Annotated in this window: 14 protein-coding genes, 1 tRNA gene and 1 pseudogene; 10 read left to right on the top strand and 6 right to left on the bottom strand. The window is 73.4% G+C overall.

Annotation, left to right across the window (positions count from 1 at the left end; translation table 11 throughout):
- Window positions 1–223 precede the first annotated feature (223 nt).
- The 3 genes and pseudogenes from manB to ABT015_RS04125 all read left to right on the top strand — a co-directional run.
- A pseudogene (manB, locus tag ABT015_RS04135) lies at window positions 224–1,297 on the top strand (mannose-1-phosphate guanylyltransferase); the annotation flags it as partial.
- Window positions 1,298–1,552: 255 nt separating this feature from the next.
- A complete protein-coding gene (locus tag ABT015_RS04130) occupies window positions 1,553–2,590 on the top strand; it encodes a Yip1 family protein (RefSeq protein ID WP_350876569.1) in 1,038 nt (345 codons plus the stop codon).
- A gap of 126 nt (window positions 2,591–2,716) precedes the next feature.
- Window positions 2,717–3,607 carry an alanyl-tRNA editing protein gene (locus ABT015_RS04125; RefSeq protein WP_350876567.1) on the top strand — a complete coding sequence of 297 codons (891 nt, stop codon included), beginning with the start codon at window positions 2,717–2,719 and terminating at the stop codon, window positions 3,605–3,607.
- A gap of 84 nt (window positions 3,608–3,691) precedes the next feature.
- On the opposite strand, the gene dcd is transcribed toward ABT015_RS04125, so the two are convergent.
- Together dcd and ABT015_RS04115 are read right to left on the bottom strand one after the other, a co-directional pair.
- Window positions 3,692–4,267, bottom strand: a complete 576-nt coding sequence (gene dcd / locus ABT015_RS04120) for a dCTP deaminase (RefSeq protein WP_063348548.1) — start codon at window positions 4,265–4,267, stop codon at window positions 3,692–3,694.
- Window positions 4,268–4,339: 72 nt separating this feature from the next.
- Window positions 4,340–4,561, bottom strand: coding sequence for a hypothetical protein (locus ABT015_RS04115; RefSeq protein ID WP_079135746.1), 222 nt, complete (start codon window positions 4,559–4,561; stop codon window positions 4,340–4,342).
- Between the two features lie 274 nt (window positions 4,562–4,835).
- Between ABT015_RS04115 and ABT015_RS04110 the strand changes: the two genes are divergently transcribed.
- Both ABT015_RS04110 and ABT015_RS04105 read left to right on the top strand, forming a co-directional pair.
- Window positions 4,836–4,909: transfer RNA gene (locus ABT015_RS04110), tRNA-Gly, on the top strand.
- A 398-nt stretch (window positions 4,910–5,307) separates the two neighbouring features.
- Window positions 5,308–6,570 carry a DUF418 domain-containing protein gene (locus ABT015_RS04105; RefSeq protein ID WP_350876564.1) on the top strand — a complete coding sequence of 421 codons (1,263 nt, stop codon included), beginning with the start codon at window positions 5,308–5,310 and terminating at the stop codon, window positions 6,568–6,570.
- A gap of 64 nt (window positions 6,571–6,634) precedes the next feature.
- Here ABT015_RS04105 and ABT015_RS04100 read toward each other — a convergent pair whose 3' ends face one another.
- The 3 genes from ABT015_RS04100 to ABT015_RS04090 are packed head-to-tail and all read right to left on the bottom strand — an operon-like array spanning window position 6,635 to window position 9,245.
- Window positions 6,635–7,114 carry a GerMN domain-containing protein gene (locus ABT015_RS04100; RefSeq protein ID WP_350876562.1) on the bottom strand — a complete coding sequence of 160 codons (480 nt, stop codon included), beginning with the start codon at window positions 7,112–7,114 and terminating at the stop codon, window positions 6,635–6,637.
- Window positions 7,111–8,568: a HAMP domain-containing sensor histidine kinase gene (locus ABT015_RS04095; protein ID WP_350876560.1), complete on the bottom strand. Its 1,458-nt coding sequence runs from the start codon at window positions 8,566–8,568 to the stop codon at window positions 7,111–7,113. The genes ABT015_RS04100 and ABT015_RS04095 overlap by 4 nt, the downstream gene beginning before the upstream one ends.
- On the bottom strand, window positions 8,565–9,245 hold the full coding sequence (locus ABT015_RS04090) for a response regulator (RefSeq protein ID WP_350876558.1): 681 nt from the start codon (window positions 9,243–9,245) through the stop codon (window positions 8,565–8,567). Before ABT015_RS04090 ends, ABT015_RS04095 begins: the two co-directional genes overlap by 4 nt.
- A gap of 174 nt (window positions 9,246–9,419) precedes the next feature.
- Here ABT015_RS04090 and ABT015_RS04085 point away from each other — a divergent pair, with 174 nt between their 5' ends.
- The 4 genes from ABT015_RS04085 to ABT015_RS04070 all read left to right on the top strand — a co-directional run bounded on the left by ABT015_RS04085 (window position 9,420) and on the right by ABT015_RS04070 (window position 14,819).
- On the top strand, window positions 9,420–10,301 hold the full coding sequence (locus ABT015_RS04085) for a polysaccharide deacetylase family protein (protein WP_350876556.1): 882 nt from the start codon (window positions 9,420–9,422) through the stop codon (window positions 10,299–10,301).
- 160 nt (window positions 10,302–10,461) lie between these two features.
- A complete protein-coding gene (locus ABT015_RS04080) occupies window positions 10,462–11,085 on the top strand; it encodes a response regulator (RefSeq protein ID WP_350876554.1) in 624 nt (207 codons plus the stop codon).
- Between the two features lie 468 nt (window positions 11,086–11,553).
- Window positions 11,554–12,276, top strand: coding sequence for an ABC transporter ATP-binding protein (locus ABT015_RS04075; RefSeq protein WP_350876936.1), 723 nt, complete (start codon window positions 11,554–11,556; stop codon window positions 12,274–12,276).
- 5 nt (window positions 12,277–12,281) lie between these two features.
- Entirely contained in the window at window positions 12,282–14,819 is a 2,538-nt protein-coding gene (locus ABT015_RS04070) for an ABC transporter permease (RefSeq protein ID WP_350876552.1), read from the top strand.
- 58 nt (window positions 14,820–14,877) lie between these two features.
- Here the strand turns inward: ABT015_RS04070 and ABT015_RS04065 are convergent, their stop codons facing one another.
- Window positions 14,878–15,963: a sensor histidine kinase gene (locus ABT015_RS04065; RefSeq protein WP_350876550.1), complete on the bottom strand. Its 1,086-nt coding sequence runs from the start codon at window positions 15,961–15,963 to the stop codon at window positions 14,878–14,880.
- A gap of 479 nt (window positions 15,964–16,442) precedes the next feature.
- Here ABT015_RS04065 and ABT015_RS04060 point away from each other — a divergent pair, with 479 nt between their 5' ends.
- Window positions 16,443–16,961 (top strand): hypothetical protein, encoded by a 519-nt coding sequence (locus tag ABT015_RS04060; RefSeq protein ID WP_350876548.1) that lies wholly within the window; start codon window positions 16,443–16,445, stop codon window positions 16,959–16,961.
- The last annotated feature ends 281 nt before the right edge of the window (window positions 16,962–17,242 follow it).

The raw sequence follows: 17,242 nt of genomic DNA, 5'->3' as shown, positions 1-17,242 counted from the left end.
GGACCGGGCCGGAAACCGGGGCCGATCCGGGGTGGGACCCGTAGGGGAGTGGTGCCAATCGCACGGCCGCCTGAGTGCGTGCCCGTCGGAAGGAAATACAGTAGGCGCCAGACCGGCCTCGCGCCGGTCGACCCGTTCCGGACGGCCGGACGGGTCCAGACCACCGACGGAGGTATCGGCCCGCCGGGCCGGGCCGCAGAGCACAAGGGGAACAGCGCAGACCATGACCGAGGCGATCATGCTGGTCGGTGGTAAGGGCACGCGACTGCGTCCGCTGACCACCCACACCCCCAAGCCCATGCTGCCGGTGGCGGGCGTCCCCTTCATCGCACACCAGCTGGCCCGCGCGGCCGCCGCCGGCGTCACCCGCGTCGTGCTGGCCACCTCGTACCTGGCCGAGGTCTTCGAGGACCACTTCCAGGACGGCACCCCGTACGGCATCGAGCTGGTCTACCTGACCGAACGCGAGCCGCTGGGCACCGGCGGCGCGATCCGCAACGCGGCGTCCGGGCTGACCTGCGGCCCCGACGAGCCCGTGCTGGTCTTCAACGGCGACATCCTCTCCGGCGTCGACATCGCCGCCCTGCGCGACGGCCACGTGGCCGCCGGGGCCGACGTCACCCTGCACCTCACCCGGGTCGAGGACCCGCGCGCCTTCGGCCTCGTCCCGACCGACGCGAACGGGCGGGTGCTGGAGTTCCTGGAGAAGCCGGAGACGCCCGAGCAGATCGTCACCGACCAGATCAACGCCGGCTGCTACGTCTTCACCCGGTCCGTCATCGACCGCATCCCGGCCGGCCGCGAGGTGTCCGTCGAACGCGAGACCTTCCCCGAGCTGCTGGCCACCGGCGCGCTGCTGCGCGGCGTCGTCGACACCTCGTACTGGCTCGACCTCGGCACCCCGGCCGCGTTCGTCCGCGGCTCGGCCGACCTGGTGCTCGGCAAGGTCGACTCCCCGGCCGTCCCCGGCCCGACCGGCGACGCCCTGCTGCTGCCCGGCGCCACCGTCCACCCCGGCGCGGTGCTCAGCGGCGGCACCGTGGTCTCCGCGAACGCGGTGGTCGAGGCCGGCGCGATCGTCGAGGGCAGCGTGATCCTGCCGGGCGCGGTGGTCGGCCCGGAGACGCTGGTCAAGGACTCCATCGTGGGCGCCTTCGCCACCGTCGGCGCCCGCTCGGCGCTGGACGGCGCGGTGATCGGCGACGGCGCGATCGTCGAGTCCGACAACGAGCTGCCGAACGGCATCCGGATCGCCTGCGGCACCCTGCTGCCGGTCGGCGCGGTCCGCACCTCGGCCGGCCCGGGCGGCTGCCCGGCCGGCACCGCCGCGGCCGCCGCGGTGCACGGGCCCTCGGTCAGCGCGCAGCGGTAGCAGGACGCCGGGCCGGGCGCTGCCGCCGGGGCACTGCCGTCGGGCCTACGGCAGTCGTCGGGCCGGCGGTGCCGCCGTCGGCGGCGGGATTTCGGCCGCGTTCGTCTCAGGCTCGCTGCAAACCGGCCCCGGCTCCGTCCAGGCCCCACGCGGATTGGGCCGGACGGGTACCGTCAGAGCGTGGCTGGTAATCGATACGACAGCGGGCAGGGCGCCGACCCCCACGGCGGGTGGGCGCCCCCTCCGCCGCCGGCGGGGCCCGGGGGGCACGGGCAGACGGACGGGCCGGAGTACTTCACGACCTCGCACCGGGGTGTGGCCGACGGCCCCGACGGCAGGCCCGGAGGCCCCGGCACCCCGGGCCCGCAGGGCGGCTACGACCCGTACGCCGCCGACCGGCCCGGCGGCACCCGGGCCTTCCCGACCGGCGACCCGTACGCGCAGGAGCCGCCCCACCAGGGGTACTACGACCAGGGCCAGTACCCCGGGCACCCCGGGTACCCGCAGGCGGGGTACGGCGCCGAGGGCTACGACCAGGGCTACGACCAGGGCGGACACCCGCAGGGTGACGGCTACGGCCAGGACGGCTACGGGCCGCAGCAGCAGCCGCCGTACGGCCAGGACAACGTCACCGTCTACCGGGCCGGCGGCCAGTCCGCCCCGCACGTCGCCGGGCCCCGCCCGCACTGGCGCGAACTGCTCATCGGCATCTTCCGCGCCCCCACCGCGACCTTCGACCGCGCCCGCGACCACCAGGTCTGGCTGCCCGCCCTCACCGTCTCGATGCTGTACGGCGCGCTCGCGGTGCTCGGCATCGGCCTGACCCACGACGACATCGTCGACTCGACCTTCACCGTCGCGCTGACCGGCATCGCCGCCGCCGCGATCGGCTTCGCCGTGGCCGGGGCGGTCTTCGGCGGCGTCACCTACGCGCTGGCCCGCCAGCTCGGCGGGGACGGACCGTGGAAGTCGACGGTCGGCCTGGCCGCGCTGATCGGCTGGCTGACGGACGCGCCCCGGCTGCTGCTCGACCTGGTGCTGCCCTCGGGCAGCGCGGTCGTCCAGGTCGCCGGCTGGGCCACCTGGGCGTTCTGCGCGTACCTGCTGACCAGCATGGTCCGGCGGGTGCACGACCTGCCCTGGGGCAAGGCGGCCGCCGCCTCGGCGGTGCAACTGCTCGCGCTGCTGGTGCTGATCAAGCTGCCGACCCTGGGCTGACGGCCGGAGGGCACAATGGTGGACGGATCCCGGTCAGCCAGGGGCCCGTCCACCCTCTTCACCCCCTCACCCCCTTACTCCGCCACTCCCTCACCCGTTCCACGTCACACGTCACCGGAGCCAGGAATGACCCTCCCCACCACGCACGTCAGCTTCCCGACCGGGGCGGTGACCGGCGAGTCGACGGTGATCGCGGTGCACCCGCTGGGGGACGGCCGGCACGCCGTCGTGACCGGGGCCACCCCGTTCCACCCGCTCGACCACACCTGGCCCGACCAGCCGGCCGACCTCGGCACCCTCACCGTCGACGGCACCGAGCTGGCCGTCGTCGACTGCCTCACCGGGGCCGTCGGCCCGGACGGCGGAACGCCGCTGGCCGGCGCCGACATCCCGGTCCGGCGCGGCGACGAGGAGTGGTCCTGGCTGGTCCTGCACGTCGTCGACACCGACCCCGGCGACCTCGTCGGGCGCACCGCCGTCCTCACCGTCGACGCCGACCGCCGGGCCGCCCTCAGCGCCTCGCACAGCGGCTGCCACCTGCTCGCCCTCGCCCTCAACGAGGCCCTCGCGCCGCGCTGGCGCAAGGACCCGGGCCGCTCCGACGCCCTCGGCCACCCCGACTTCGACAGCCTCGCGATGGCCACCTCGGTGATGGACACCGAGGCCAGCACCGACACCTACCGGCTCGGCAAGTCGCTGAAGAAGAAGGGCTTCACGGCGGACGCCACCGACGAGCTCCCCGCCCTCGCCGACGCCCTGCCCGCCCTCACCGAGGCCGTCAACGCCCGGCTCGCCGCCTGGGTCGCCGCCGACGCCCCGGTCCGCATCGAGGTCCCCGGCCCCGAGCTCACCGCCCGCCGCCAGTGGCACTGCGAGCTGCCCGAGGGCGGCGCGCAGATCTTCTGCGGAGGCACCCACCTGCACCACCTCGGCGAGCTCGCCGAACTCCGCACCGAACTGCGGCTCTCCGAGGACGGCGCCGAACTGGTCGCCGTCACCCGCCCCAAGCGGGCCTGAGCCCCCGGGAAACGCGACGGGCGGCCGCCCCTCGTCCGTCATCGGCGAGGGGCGGCCGCCCGTACTGCGTGCGCTCCGCCCGGATCAGACGTCGGTGCGGTGGAAGTTCATGAACGAGCGGGACGGCGTCGGGCCGCGCTGGCCCTGGTAGCGCGAGCCGTACCGCTCCGAGCCGTACGGGTGCTCCGACGGCGAGGAGAGCCGGAACAGGCACAGCTGCCCGATCTTCATCCCCGGGTACAGCTTGATCGGCAGCGTCGCGACGTTCGACAGCTCCAGCGTCACGTGACCGTTGAAACCGGGGTCGATGAAGCCGGCCGTCGAGTGCGTCAGCAGGCCCAGCCGGCCCAGGCTCGACTTGCCCTCCAACCGGGACGCCACGTCGTCGGGCAGCGAGATGACCTCGTACGTCGAGGCCAGCACGAACTCGCCCGGGTGCAGGATGAACGCGTCGTCGCCCTCGGGCTCCACCAGCCGGGTCAGGTCCGGCTGCTCCTCGGAGGGGTCGATGTGCGGGTAGCGGTGGTTCTCGAACACACGGAAGAAGCGGTCGAGGCGCACGTCGATGCTCGACGGCTGGATCATCGCCGGGTCGAACGGGTCGACGACGACCCGGCCCAGGTCGATTTCGGTCCGGATGTCCTTGTCAGAGAGCAGCACGCTTCGAGGTTACGTGCACGACAGGGCCCCGGACGAATCCGCCCGGGGCCCGTTCCGTCCTCGCGTCGACCGTCAGGCCAGGAACTCCGCGGCCTCCAGCCGCAGCGCCCGGTCCAACTGCGGCGCCGACAGCTCCCGCACGTCGGCCAGCACCGAACTCCTCAGCCGCCCGCACTGCGGACAGCGGATCAGCCGCCCGGGCCCGAGCCGGCCCGGGCCGAGGTTCTGCATCGGGAACGTGGTGGTGCTGAACAGGTGCCCCTCGGCACAACGAACGACGGCGCGCTGCTCCATCGATCCCCTTCCCATCCCTAACCCAGTACTCACCCGTACTCATCGCGCCCGCGGGACCTCGCCCCGGGACAGCGTCACATTAGGGGATGCTCCGGACATTCCACACCGTGGCTCGCCGCCCCGAACCCACCCGCCGGAGCACTCGTACGCGGCCCACACAGTACGCCCCCCACGCACCCCCGCCCGCCCGGCCACTCCCGGGGCGGGCCGTGCAACCACAGTCGCGAATGGGGTACAGTGACACTGGATTGAGCGGTCTCTGACGGCTCATCAGGCGGGCGTAGTTTAATGGTAGAACATGAGCTTCCCAAGCTTATAGCGCGAGTTCGATTCTCGTCGCCCGCTCCAGCAGTAAAGGCCCAGGTCAACGACCTGGGCCTTTCGCGTTGTCTGGACCAATCCGACCCCGCCGTGCCAGCCGGGCCAGAAGGCCGATGTCGTGACGTCCGCCGTGGTTTGTGAACGCCGTCTGCCGGTCGGGCCGGGCACCTCCGGGGGAGTCCGCAGGCCAGGCATCCGGTGGGCATCCCCGGAGAACCGGTTGAGCGCGTGGGCTCCGGGCCCGGAGATCCGTGACGAAATGCTCATGTTCCGGGAGGGGCGGGCTGATATCGGCTTCCTAGCGTGGCGGCTCCTTGCTGTCGTTCGAAGGAGTTGCCGTGATCACCGAGCCGTTGACGGGGCGGTTGCCGAGGGCCGTCCGTAGAAGGCGGGACCGCGCGGGGGCGGCGTCGGCGGGGCGCCTGGTGGCGGTCGACGTGCTGCGGGCGCTGGCGGTGTTCGGGATGGTGTGGATGCACTTTGTGCCGACGGGGTGGCTGGAGCCGACGCCTCGGGGGCACGACTGGCCCGGTGTTCTGGAGTGGATGAACGGCTTCCTGGACACCCGTGCACGCAGCGTCTTCTTCCTGCTGGCGGGCGTCTCGGTGGCGCTGATGACCGGCGGCGCGCGGCCGTTCGCCGGGACGGCGTTGCGGCGGGCCCACGGCCGGATCGCCGTGCGGGCCGGGGTGTTGTTGCTGCTGGGCCTGGGCCTTGAGCAGGTGTCCGGGAAGCCCAACATCATCACCGCCTACACCGGCTGGCTGCTGTTCCTGCTGCCGTGGACGAGGGTGCGGGCGCGCCTGCTGTTCGTGGCGGCAGGGGTGTTCGCGGTGGCGGCGCCGGTGTTCCAGATCGCGCGGGCGAACCGGGGCCAGGACTGGGGCTTCCTGCCGCCGGTGGGTCCGGGCGCGCCGGAGCTGCCGCAGGGCCTGGCGGTGCTGGTGCACCCGGGCGACTGGCTCGCGGTGTTCCAGTCGTACGTGTTCAACACGGACACCTGCTACGCGCTGCCGCTGTTGCTGGCCGGTCTGGCGATCGGCCGCCTCGACCTGCGCGAGCGCGCGGTGCGGGTACGCATGGCCGTCACCGGCGCCGGGATCACGGTCGGCGGCTGGCTGGCGTCGTGGCTGCTGCTCGGCCCGCTGGGCTTGGGCACGGCGATCGACCGCTTCCAGGAGGCCCTGATGGCGCCTCCGCCGTTGCCGCCGATGCCGCCGCTCCCAGCGGACGGCTCGCTGCCGGAGCTGCCGCCGGTGCCGCCGGAGCTGCCGCCGATGCCGAAGGTGCCGTGGGCGGAGCTGTGGGCGATGTCCAAGCCGGGCCCGGGCATCGCGGAGTACAGCGTGCTGCAGGTCGTCTGGATGGTGGGAGTGTCGCTGGCGCTGCTGGGCGGGTTGCTCCTGCTGACGGAGAAGCGTGCCTGGCAGCGGGTGTTGTGGCCGCTGGCCGCGATGGGCGGGATGGCGATGACCTGGTACTTCGTCCAGGACGTGATCAGCAGCCGCTTCCTCGGCCACGACCCTGGCGGCTTCGGCCACGCGCCACAGTCCTTCGTCCCGTACGCGCTGTTCGCCGTGGCGGCGCTCGTTCTCTCGGTGCTGTGGCGGCGCTTCTTCCGCCGAGGCCCGCTGGAGGCCCTGGTGCACCGCGTGACGACGGCCTCGGTACCGCGCCGCGAGGGCTGAGCCGTACGTCGGACGGGCCCGGCACGCCACGGGTGGCGCGCCGGGCCCGTCGGCATGCTGCGGGTCAGGCGTTGCGATGGAGGTCGCACTGCTGCTGGATGGCGGAGGGAGCATCGCTGCTGATGATGGAGACCTTGGGCGGCGGTCCGGTGGTCGGGGCGTCTTCGGTGGTGCAGACGAGTTGTTGGACGGCGGTGGTGGTGAGCGAGGCGGTGGACCAGCTCAGGCGCAGGGTGACGGTGCCGGGGGTGGCGGTGGCCTGGACGGTGCCGGAGGGCGGCAGGCCGGTGTAGAGGCCGGAGCGTTGCTCGGCCTGGTCGGGGCCGGCGACGAGGGTGTTCAGGGTCTGCTGGAGGTCCTCGCGCTGGGTGCCCGACCGGATGGCCAACCGGGTGCCGTGCTGGTCGAGGAAGTAGAGCCGGGTGCCGGGCTGGATACCGGTGGCCGGTCGCCCGCTCTTCACCGGGCCGGTGCTGGGGATCGAGCAGCCGGTGGTGAGCAGGAGCAGGGCGGTGGCGGCGGCGAGGCGGTGGCGGGCGGTCACTGGTCCTCCGTGGTGAGGCCGCGGGGCAGGACGAGGGTGAACACCGCGCCGCCCGTGGGGGAGTTGGCGGCCTCGATGACGCCGCCGTGCAGTCGGGCGTTCTCCTGGGCGATGGCCAGCCCGAGCCCGCTGCCCTCGGAGCGCCTGCGGGCCTTGTCGGCCTTGTAGAAGCGGTCGAACAGGTGCGGGAGTTCGGCGGGCGGGATGCCGGTCCCCTGGTCGGTGACGGTGAGCACGAGGTCGTCCTCCGCGCCGCGCAGGGTGAGCCGTACTGGTGGGCGGCCGTGGCGCAGGGCGTTGCCGGCGAGGTTGGCGACGATGACGTCGAAGCGGCGCGGGTCGAGCCGCACGGGCAGGGTGGCGGGCAGGTCGAGTTCGACCCGGTCGTTCCAGCCGCGCAGGTCCAGGGTCTCGCGGACGGCGGTGGGGGCGTCGACGGTCTCGGTGTGCAGGGGTGCGGCGCCGGCGTCGAGGCGGGAGATCTCGATGAGGTCGTTGACCAGCCGGGTCAGGCGCACGGTCTCGTTGCTGATCATGCGCAGGGCGGTGGCGGTGTCCTCGGGGAGCTGTTCGGCGTCCTCGTCGAGGATGTCGGTGACGGCGAGCATCGCGGCCAGCGGGGTGCGCAGTTCGTGGGAGACGTCGGCGGCGAACCGCCGGCCCTGGGATTCGATGGCCCGCAGCTCCTCGATGGTGCCCTGGAGGGTGCGGGCGGTGTGGTTGAACGTCTTGGACAGCTGGGCGAGTTCGTCATGCCCGGTGACGGTGAGGCGGGTGTCGAGCTTCCCCTGGGCGAGGGCGTGGGCGACGTCGCCGAGCGCCCTGACCGGGCGCAGGACCTGGCGGGCGGCGAGCAGGGCGAGCGCGGCGGCGAGGACGGCGGCGAAGGCGCCGGCTCCGGTGGCGGCGGCGAGCAGGGCGTTGCTGGCGCTCTGCTCGCGGTCCAGGGGGAGCAGGGCGTAGACGGTGAGGCCGGAGGGGGCGTTGGGTGCGGCGGCGGCCCCGGTGACGGGGACGCCGGTGGCGAGCCAGGGGTGTCCGTCGGCGGTGAAGCGCTGGAAGGCGGAGTGGCCGGCGTTCACGGTCCGTTCCAGGGCGGGCGGGACGGTGACGGGCTGGGTCCACTCGGAGTGGTCGGTGCCGTGGACGGCCAGGACGCGCCAGTCGCGGAATCCGCCGGTGCCGGACAACTGGCCGGCCAGCCTGTCGAGTTCGCTCTGGGTCGGCGGGAAGGGAAGGTCCGGGGCGAGGGTGTCGACGCGTCGGCGCAGTTCGTCCAGGGTGGTGTCCTGGGTGAGTTCCAGGGTGGAGTTGGTGGCGGCTCGGTAGGTGAGGGTGGCGGTGGCGAGCGCGCTCAGGGCGGCGACGGCGACGAACGCGGCGAGCATCCGGGGCCGCAGGCCCGCGGCGGCGCGCCGCAGCCGGGTCCGGCGGGGTAGGGGGTCGGTGGTCACAGCGGTCCGAAGCGGTAGCCGAAGCCGCGTGCGGTCTGGATGTAGCGCGGTGCGGACGGGCTGTCCTCGATCTTGGCGCGCAGTCGGTTCACTCCGGCGTCGACCAGCCGGATGTCATCCTGGCGGCCGAGCCCCCAGACGGATTCGAGTAGGTGCTCGCGGCTGAAGACCCGCCCGGGAGCGGCGGCCAGTTCCAGCAGCAGCCGCAGGTCGCCGGGTGCCAGCAGCAGTGGGGCACCGCGCTTGGTGACGGTCAGCGCCGCCCGGTCGATGACCAGGTCGCCGTGGATCTCGCGCTCCGCTTCGGGGCCGGGGCCGCCCGCGCGGCGCAGCACGGCCCGGATGCGGGCGTCCAGCACCCGGGACTGGGCGGGCTTGACCACGTAGTCATCGGCCCCGGCCTCCAGGCCGAGGACGGTGTCGACGTCGTCGCCGAGTGCGGTCAGCATGATCACCGGGGTGGATCCGGCCCGGCGCAGCCGCCGGCAGACCTCGAAGCCGTCGATGCCGGGCAGCATCAGGTCCAGCACCACGATCTCCGGCGGTTCGGCGTGGGCACGCTCCAGCCCCTCCTCGCCGGAGGCGGCGGCGCGCACCTCGTGGCCCTGGCGGCGCAGGCCCAGCGTGAGCGCCTCCCGCACCGAGTCGTCGTCCTCGATCAGCAGTACCCGTGACATGCCAGCCAGTATCGGCCCTCCACCTGCGGAAACACGGCCGTGGCGCGGCGTCGCCACGCGTTGTTGCGAAACGCTCATACGCGGCTCACAGGCCCCGCAACCGCGTGGCGGACGGTGGGGACACACCGTCCCGGGATGTCGCCGGGCCCACCGAGCCACCGCAGGAGGAGCACCGTGCGCCAGCACCGCGAACCGAAGCCGTCCGACCCCACCCCGCCGAGCTGGTATCCCGGGGTCGGCCGGACGCCCCAGCCCTCCCGCCGGCGCACCGCTGCGCTGCGGACCGCGGTGCTGGGCGCGGCGGCGCTGACGCTGGTGGGCGCCGCCGGGGCGCTGATGAAGGCACCCGAGCGGCTCGCTCAGCCCGCCGGCTCTCCGGCCGCCGCCGCTTCCCCCGCCTCCGCCTCCGCCGCCACGGCCACGGCCCCGGACCCGACACTGCCCGCGCCGGTGGTCGACATGAGCATCTCCCGCCAGTCCGAGGACCCGGGCAAGACCGTCAACCTCACCATCGACGACGGCCCCGACCCGCAGTGGACCCCACGCATCCTCGACGTCCTCGCCCGCAACGACGCCAAGGCCGTCTTCTGCATGCTCGGCCCCAACGCCCAGGCCCACCCCGACCTCGCCAAGCAGGTCGTCGCCGCCGGCCACCGCCTGTGCGACCACAGCGTCAGCCACGACACCGCCATGGACCACAAGGACGCCGCGTACCAGGAGAGGGAGATCGTCGACGGCCTGACGATGATCCAGGACGCCACCGGCGGCGCCCCCGTCCCCTACTACCGGGCCCCGGGCGGCGCCTTCACCCCCGAGAGCCGCCAGATCGCCGCCGCTCACGGCATGCGCCCCCTGGGCTGGAACGCCGACACCCGCGACTTCGAACGCCCCGGCGTCGACAAGATCGTCGAGACCGCCAAGGCCCAGCTGCGCATCGGCCCCACCATCCTCCTCCACGACGGCGGCGGCAACCGCGCCCAGACCCTCGCCGCCCTGGAACAGCTCCTGCCGTGGTTCAAGGACAACGGCTACACCTTCAGCTTTCCCAAGCGGTGACGGCCCGTCGACGGTGCTCGGCCGTAGTTCGATCGGGTTCGCACTGTTGTTTCCGCTGCTCGCGGTAACGCATGGTGGATCAATCGGATACGGGCTGCCCGCGGCCCTGTTGTCTCATGGAGCCGCGCGGGCGGCGGTTGCCTGCCAGGGGAGGACGCGGATGATCAGGGTTCTGTTGGCCGAGGACATGACCATGGTGCGCAGCGCGCTGATGGCGCTCCTCGCGTACGAGGACGATCTGGAGGTCGTCGCGGACGTCGAACGCGGCGACCTGGTGGTGCCGACGGCGCTGCGGGTCCGGCCGGACGTGGCGGTGCTCGACATCGACATGCCCGGTCTGGACGGGCTCCGGGCCGCGGCCGAGTTGCGCGACAGGCTCCCGACGTGCGGGACGCTCATCCTGACCGGGCTGGCGAGACCCGCGCATCTGCGCAGTGCGATGTCCGTTCACGTGCTCGGGTTCCTCGGCAAGGACGCCCCGGCCCAGGAACTGGCCGCGGCGATCAGAAAGGTGGCCGCAGGCGAGCGCGCCATCGACCCGGAGCTGGCGCTCGCCGCCCTCGGGGCGCGCGAGAACCCGCTGACGCCGAGGGAGTTGGACACCCTGCGCCTGGCCGCGGAAGGTGCCTCCGTCACGGAGATCGCCGCCCGGCTGTTCATTTCGGCGGGAACCGCCCGCAACCACCTGGCCGCCGCGGTGACCAAGGCCGGGGGACGCAGCCGGGTGGACGCCATCCGGATCGCCGGGGAGATGGGCTGGCTCTCCGTGGGCCCTCGCCCCTGATGGGGCCCTGGCACCGGCGGGTCGCTGCTGGTGGTCCGGACGTAGCGGGCGAACCACCGGAAGTCCGGAAAGCCGGACCGGAAGCTTTGTCGGTTGAATTCCGAAGGTCGGCGTCCGATTGTTTCGCACAGTTGCGATCTCGACATTCGGGTGGCCTTTCGGTTGCTGGGTAATTCATGAGATGACCCATGCGATTCGCATGGATGTGTCCATGGGTTGTCCACGTCCAGACCCTCCCGGACGGGCCGCCCAGCAGACTTGGCGGCCTGTTGACCTGGGGAGAAGCCTCCGGGGCCGCCGCCCCGAGCGCTGTTGGGGCGCCGCCGGCGGTCCGGGCGGGCGATGTGGATCTGGCTAGGCTCGCGGTAAACGAGGGCAGGGCGCCACATCGAGGAGGGGATTCCCGTTTTCTCTCGGACTGCGGATTCCGGTGATCCGGAACAGGCCCATTCCGCTTCGGAGCCGGACCTGGCGGTGCGGCTCGACGGGGTGAGCAAGGTGTACGGGCGCGGGGCGGGGGCCGTGCACGCCCTGCGCGAGGTGTCGATGGAATTCCGGCGGGGCGGGTTCACCGCGGTGATGGGGCCCTCGGGGTCCGGGAAGAGCACGTTCCTGCACTGCGCCGCCGGGCTCGACCGTCCGACCTCCGGTCAGGTCCGGCTGGCCGGCGTGGAGCTGGGGTCGCTCGGCGACACCGAGCTGACCGTCCTGCGCCGGCAGCGGATCGGCTTCGTCTTCCAGTCCTTCAACCTCCTGCCCTCCCTGACGGTCGAGCAGAACGTCACGCTGCCGCTGCGACTGGCCCGGCGCCGGGCGGACCGGGCCTGGCTGGGGGAGATCCTCGACCGCACCGGCCTCGCCGACCGGGTGCGGCACCTGCCCACCCAGCTGTCGGGCGGTCAGCAGCAGCGGGTGGCGATCGCCCGGGCCCTGGTGACGCGACCCGAGGTCGTCTTCGCGGACGAGCCCACGGGCGCCCTGGACAGCACCACCGGTACGGAGGTCCTGCGGCTGCTGCGGCACGTCGTTGACGGACTGGGGCAGACCGTGATCATGGTGACGCACGACCCGGTCGCCGCCTCCTACGCGGACCAGGTGTTCTTCCTGGCGGACGGCTCCTTCGCCGAGGCACTCGCCAGCCCCTCGCCCGAGCAGGTCGCGGACCGGATGACCCACCTGGGAAGGCGCTGAACGGCATGCTCCTACTGGCCTGGCAGACGGTGCGCGCCCGCAAGGCGGGCTTCGCGGGTGCTTTCACCGCGCTGTCGTTCGCCCTCGTCCTGACCGCCGCGTGCGGTGTCCTGCTGGAGTCCGCCCTGCGTGCGGGCACCCCCACCGAACGCTACGCGGCGGCCCCGGTCGTGATCAGTGGCTCGACCCGGATGGCCGACGTCGACCCGCTGATCGGAAAGCTGGCCGCACTGCCCGGCGCCGGGACCGTCGCCCCGGAGGTCTCCTTCCCCGCCGCCGTGATCACCGGATCGGGGCAGGTCCTCTCCGGCCCGCAGGGCGGCGCGTCCCTCGGGCACTCCTGGGCCAGCGCCGTCCTCGCCCCCTTCCGTCTGGCCTCCGGCCACCCGCCGACCGGCCCCGACGAGGTGGTCCTCGACGAGGCGACGGCCGCGCGCGGCGGGCTCCGGCCCGGCGACACCGTGCGGCTGGCCACCACCACCGCCCCCCGTGCCTACACGGTGTCCGGACTGGCCGCACCCCCACGGGAGTTGACCCGTCAGGCCGCCCTCTTCCTCAGCCCCGACCAGGCGGCCCGGCTCGCGGGCACCACCAAGGGCGCGGACGCGATCGGCATCACGGCACGGGACGGAGCCGATCCGCAGGCGCTGGCCGCGCAGGTCGAACAGGTCCTCGCCACGGCTTTCCCGGCCACCGGGACGGAGCTCTGGTCCGGGCCCGAGGTGAGCACCGGCGACCAGCGGGGCGAACGGGAGTTCTCGGGCACACCCGGGCCCGGGGACGGCCTGGCCTCGCTCGCCGGGACCGTCGGCATCCTGTCCCTGTTCATCTCGGTGTTCGTGGTGGCGGGAGCGCTCGCGTTCACCGTCCAGCAACGACTGCGGGAGATGGCCCTGCTGCGAGCGGTGGGCGCCACGCCGGGACAGGTGCGGCGGATGATCGCGATGGAGACGCTGGTCCTGACCCTCGGCGCCGCGCTGGTCGGATGCCCGGTCGGGGTCGGCGTCGCCTCGCTGCTCCGCGGCGTACTCGTCGACCGCGGTGTGGTCCGCTCCGACGTCCCGCTCCACGTCGGGCCCACCGCACTGCTGACCGTCGTCGGCGGGGTCGTCGTCACCGCGCAACTCGCCGTGTGGGCCTCGGCGCGCCGGGCGTCCCGGGTCGAACCGACCCAGGCCCTGCGCGAGTCCGCTGCGCCCGCGCCGCGGATCGGCTGGGTGCGGACGGTGCTCGGGGCCGGGACGCTCGCCGCGTGCGCCGTGGTGCTGGTGTCCTCCACGGGCAGCCGGAGCGGGGCGGGCACGGCCGAGAGCATGGTCCTGCTGCTGCTCCTGGGGGTGGCGCTGCTCGGACCGGTGATCGGGCGGGTCGCCGGTGTGGTGATCGGTGGACCAGTGGGCAGGCTCTTCCCCGTGGCGGGGTTCCTCGCGTCCGCGGCCCTGCGCGCCCAGCCCCGCCGCTTCGCCGCCGCCGTCACCCCGCTGGTGCTGGCGGTGGCCTTCACCGGCACGGTGCTGTTCGTCCCCGGCGTCAAGGCCCAGGCCGCCGGAGTCGAGGACGGCCGAAGGCTGCGGGCCGACCACGTGGTCCAGGCCGACGGTGTCGGGCTCCCGCCGGACTTCGCCGCCGCGGCCCGCCGACTGCCCGGCGTCAAAGCGGTCAGCGGGGTCGTACCCGCCATGACCATGGTGTCCAACGCATCGCCCGGCACCACCGGCTCGCGGGGCGTCAGCGCCCGGGTGGTCGATTCCACCGACCTGTCCGAGCTGCTCGATCCCGGGGTCACCGCGGGCTCGCTGGACCAACTGCGCGGGGACGCCGTCGCGCTGGGGCAGCGCTCCGCCTCCGGACTCGGCGCGGGCGTCGGCGCCAAGCTCCGGATCGGCTGGACGGACGGCGGCGAGAGCACCGCCACGGTGGTCGCCGTCTACGACCGCGACCTGGGGTTCGCCGACGCCCTCATCCCCACCGAGTTCGCCGCCGCGCACACACCGAACCCCCTCGCGCCGACGGTCCTGGTCCGCTCCGCCCCCGACGCCGACCCCCAGCAGGTCGGCCGGGAGCTCCAGAGCCTCACCGTCGCCTACCCCATGGCCCGTACGAGCGACCGGGCCGCGTACGACGACGCCCGCAGGCACCGGCAGGAGTCGGCCACGGCCGTCGGCCGGCTGCTCCTCGGCATGATCAGCCTCTTCACCGCCATCGCCGTCGTCAACACCCTGGTGATGGCCACGACCGAGCGGTTGCGCGAGTTCGCCCTGCTGCGCCTGGTGGGCACCACCCGCCGTCAGATCCTGCGCATGATGGCCTGGGAGGGGGGCATCACGGTCGGCGTGGCCCTCGCCCTCGGCGCCGCGGTCACCGCCGCCGTCCTGGTGCCCGTCAGTCTCGCGCTCACCGGCTCGGCCTGGCCGTCCGTATCCGCGGCCTGGGCGGCCGCGGTGCTGGGCGGGGCGGCTCTGCTGGGTCTGGGCACCGTACTGCTGACCACCCGGCTGGCGCTGCGCAGGGAACCGGTCGAGGCCATGGGACTCCGGGAGTAGCGGGCGCCGTGCGGTCGTGGCCGTCGCCGCCGGGCGCCGCGCGGCCACGACCGCACGGTCAGCCGGCCCTGGACGTCGTCCTGGTCTGCGGGGCCGCGATGACCGCCGAGAGGTGGAACCAGCCGGTCTCGCCCTCCTCCGCGGTCAGCCGTCCCCCGACGGCGAGCAACCGTTCCGTGAGGTTGTCGATGCCCTGGCCGCCGCCCGGCTCCGCCGAGACGCCCTCCGCCAGGACGCCGTCGTTGGACACCACCAGGCGCACATCGCCGAGTTCGCCCCTGACGGCCCGGATCTCGCAGCGCCGTGCCGCGCTGTGCCGCAGCATGTTGGTGACGGCCTCCCGCGCCACCGTCGCCAGGACGGCGTCGTGCTCGGGCGGCAGGGCGCCGTAGGCCAGGTCGACCTCCACGCTGATGCCGGCCGCCCGCAACGCCGAGGCGGCGAAGCGGGTTTCCCGCGCCAGCGACATCTGGAGATCGCCGCTGGAGATCCAGCGGGTGTCGGACATCGCCTGCCTCACCATCGTCAGCACCTCGGAGATCTCCGCCCGGGCGCGCTGAGGGTCCTCCAGTACGGTCCGTTCGGCGAGCTGGCACTTCAGTGCCGCCACGGAGAGGCTGTAGCCGAGCAGGTCGTGCAGGTCCCGCGAGAAGCGCAGCCGCTCCTGGTCCACGGCGCGCTCCGCCAACTCGGTGCGGGCCGCCCGCAACTCCGCTGTCATGTCGGCCAGTCGGGCCACGCCGTAGACGACGATTCCGCCCGCGGCCGTGGAGACGCTCGCGTTGAGGCACTGCCCGGCGTTGTCGCCCAGCGCCGCGTAGATCGGGTACTGGCCCGCCACCAGCAGGGTGAAGAGGATCCAGGACCTGGGCGCGGCGACGGTCAGCAGTATCGATCCGGCGAACGACCCGGGGATGCCGACCCACGCTCCGCCGAAGACCAGGAACGGCAGGTAGGTGATCACTCCGTGGGCGAGCAGGCTCCACGGCCACCACGGCCGTCTGTGGCGCCACGGGCCGGCGTGCAGGAGCTGGAAGCCGAGCAGAACCAAGAGGACCACGACGGCGGCCAGTTGGTACGAGAAGCCGTCGCGGTTGCGGATGGTGGCCACGACCGAGGCGGTGAAGAAGCCGAGGGTCACCATGACCACGATGGCCTTGGCGAGGCGGGACAGGGGATCCCTTGCGGGTGCCTGTCCGTCCGACGAATCCGAGTAGCGATCGTCGCCCCGTCGGTACACACCGTGACCCAATGAGAGCTCCCGAAAAGCGACTTGACCCGCCAGGGGCGCACGGGAGGCCCGTCGTCCACCTCAAGGCCCCCCGTACTTCCGACCGTGAGCATAGTTCCCGTCGAAAACCGACCGTCAACATCCGTCCCCTGACTGAGAATCCGAGGCACACCGCCAGTTGCTCCTGCCAACTCGCCCTGGGAGGGGCGTGCGGAAGGGGTGCGGAGGAGGGTGTGGGAACGGTAAGAGGCGGAACTGTCCGTCCACGTCCACCGTCCAAGCAGTGACGGAATCCCGGCCCGGTCTGAACGCCGGGAGGAGCGCGGAGGGGACCAGTGCAGCCAGGTGGTGCCGAACTGAACGTCGGATTCCCGGGCGGAAGCCGAGGCGGTGTGCCGGCTGTGCCGCCCGCCCGGTGGCCCGGCCCGACGCCGGCGGTCGATCAGCTCGACGCCGCCGAGCGCTGCGAGACACTGCTGCAGGACACCCTGGACGCCGTCCGGCCGGCGCCGGTCTGGCAGGGGGCGGCGCCCAGAGCGGGCGCGCGGCTGCCGTTGCCGGGGCGGGACCCGGACCTGCGCTGGTACGTCACCCGGGGGCGGGACATCCTCACCATCGTCTCGGCGGTCCGGCGGCCGGCACTGGTGGAGGCGGTCGAGCGGCACTGGCGGCAGCGCGGCTGGACGATCACTTCGCTGAACGCCGGCCGGAGCCGCCCCGGAGTCGCCGCCGCCACCCTGGACGGTTATCAACTGGCTCTGACGTTCGGCGAGTTGGGAGAGGCCGGGCTGACCGCGAGCTCGCCCGGGGTGGCCCGCTCGGAGCGGTTGCCGGCACTGCAGGGCGCCGGTGGTCGTGGCCCGGCGCCGCTGCCGAACGTGTGCTGCCCGTACTGGAGCGCGATGGTCTAGCCGGGCCCTGTCCGGCTGCGGAAGAAACCGGAAGAGTCGGAAGAACCGGAAGGTGCTGGGGGCGGCTGAGGGGCGCGGACGCAGGGGAGGCGCGGAGCGAGTCCCCCCGGACTCGCTCCGCACCGCCTCGTTGCGCGGCTTCGCGTTGCCGCTCCCCCCGACTCCCCGGCAGCCCCGCCGTTCCCCCCTGGCAGCACCCTCCGGCGAGAGCGGTCCGCACAGGCCCCGGCGAGCCCCCACCCCCGGGGACGTCGTGGTATCACGCTAACAAACCGCGTGGT

It is taken from the genome of Kitasatospora sp. NPDC094016 (assembly GCF_040304045.1).
GTDB lineage: Bacteria > Actinomycetota > Actinomycetes > Streptomycetales > Streptomycetaceae > Kitasatospora.
The sequence above is the reverse complement of the archived record's forward strand: the minus strand, read 5'-3'. Positions and strand labels throughout refer to the sequence as shown.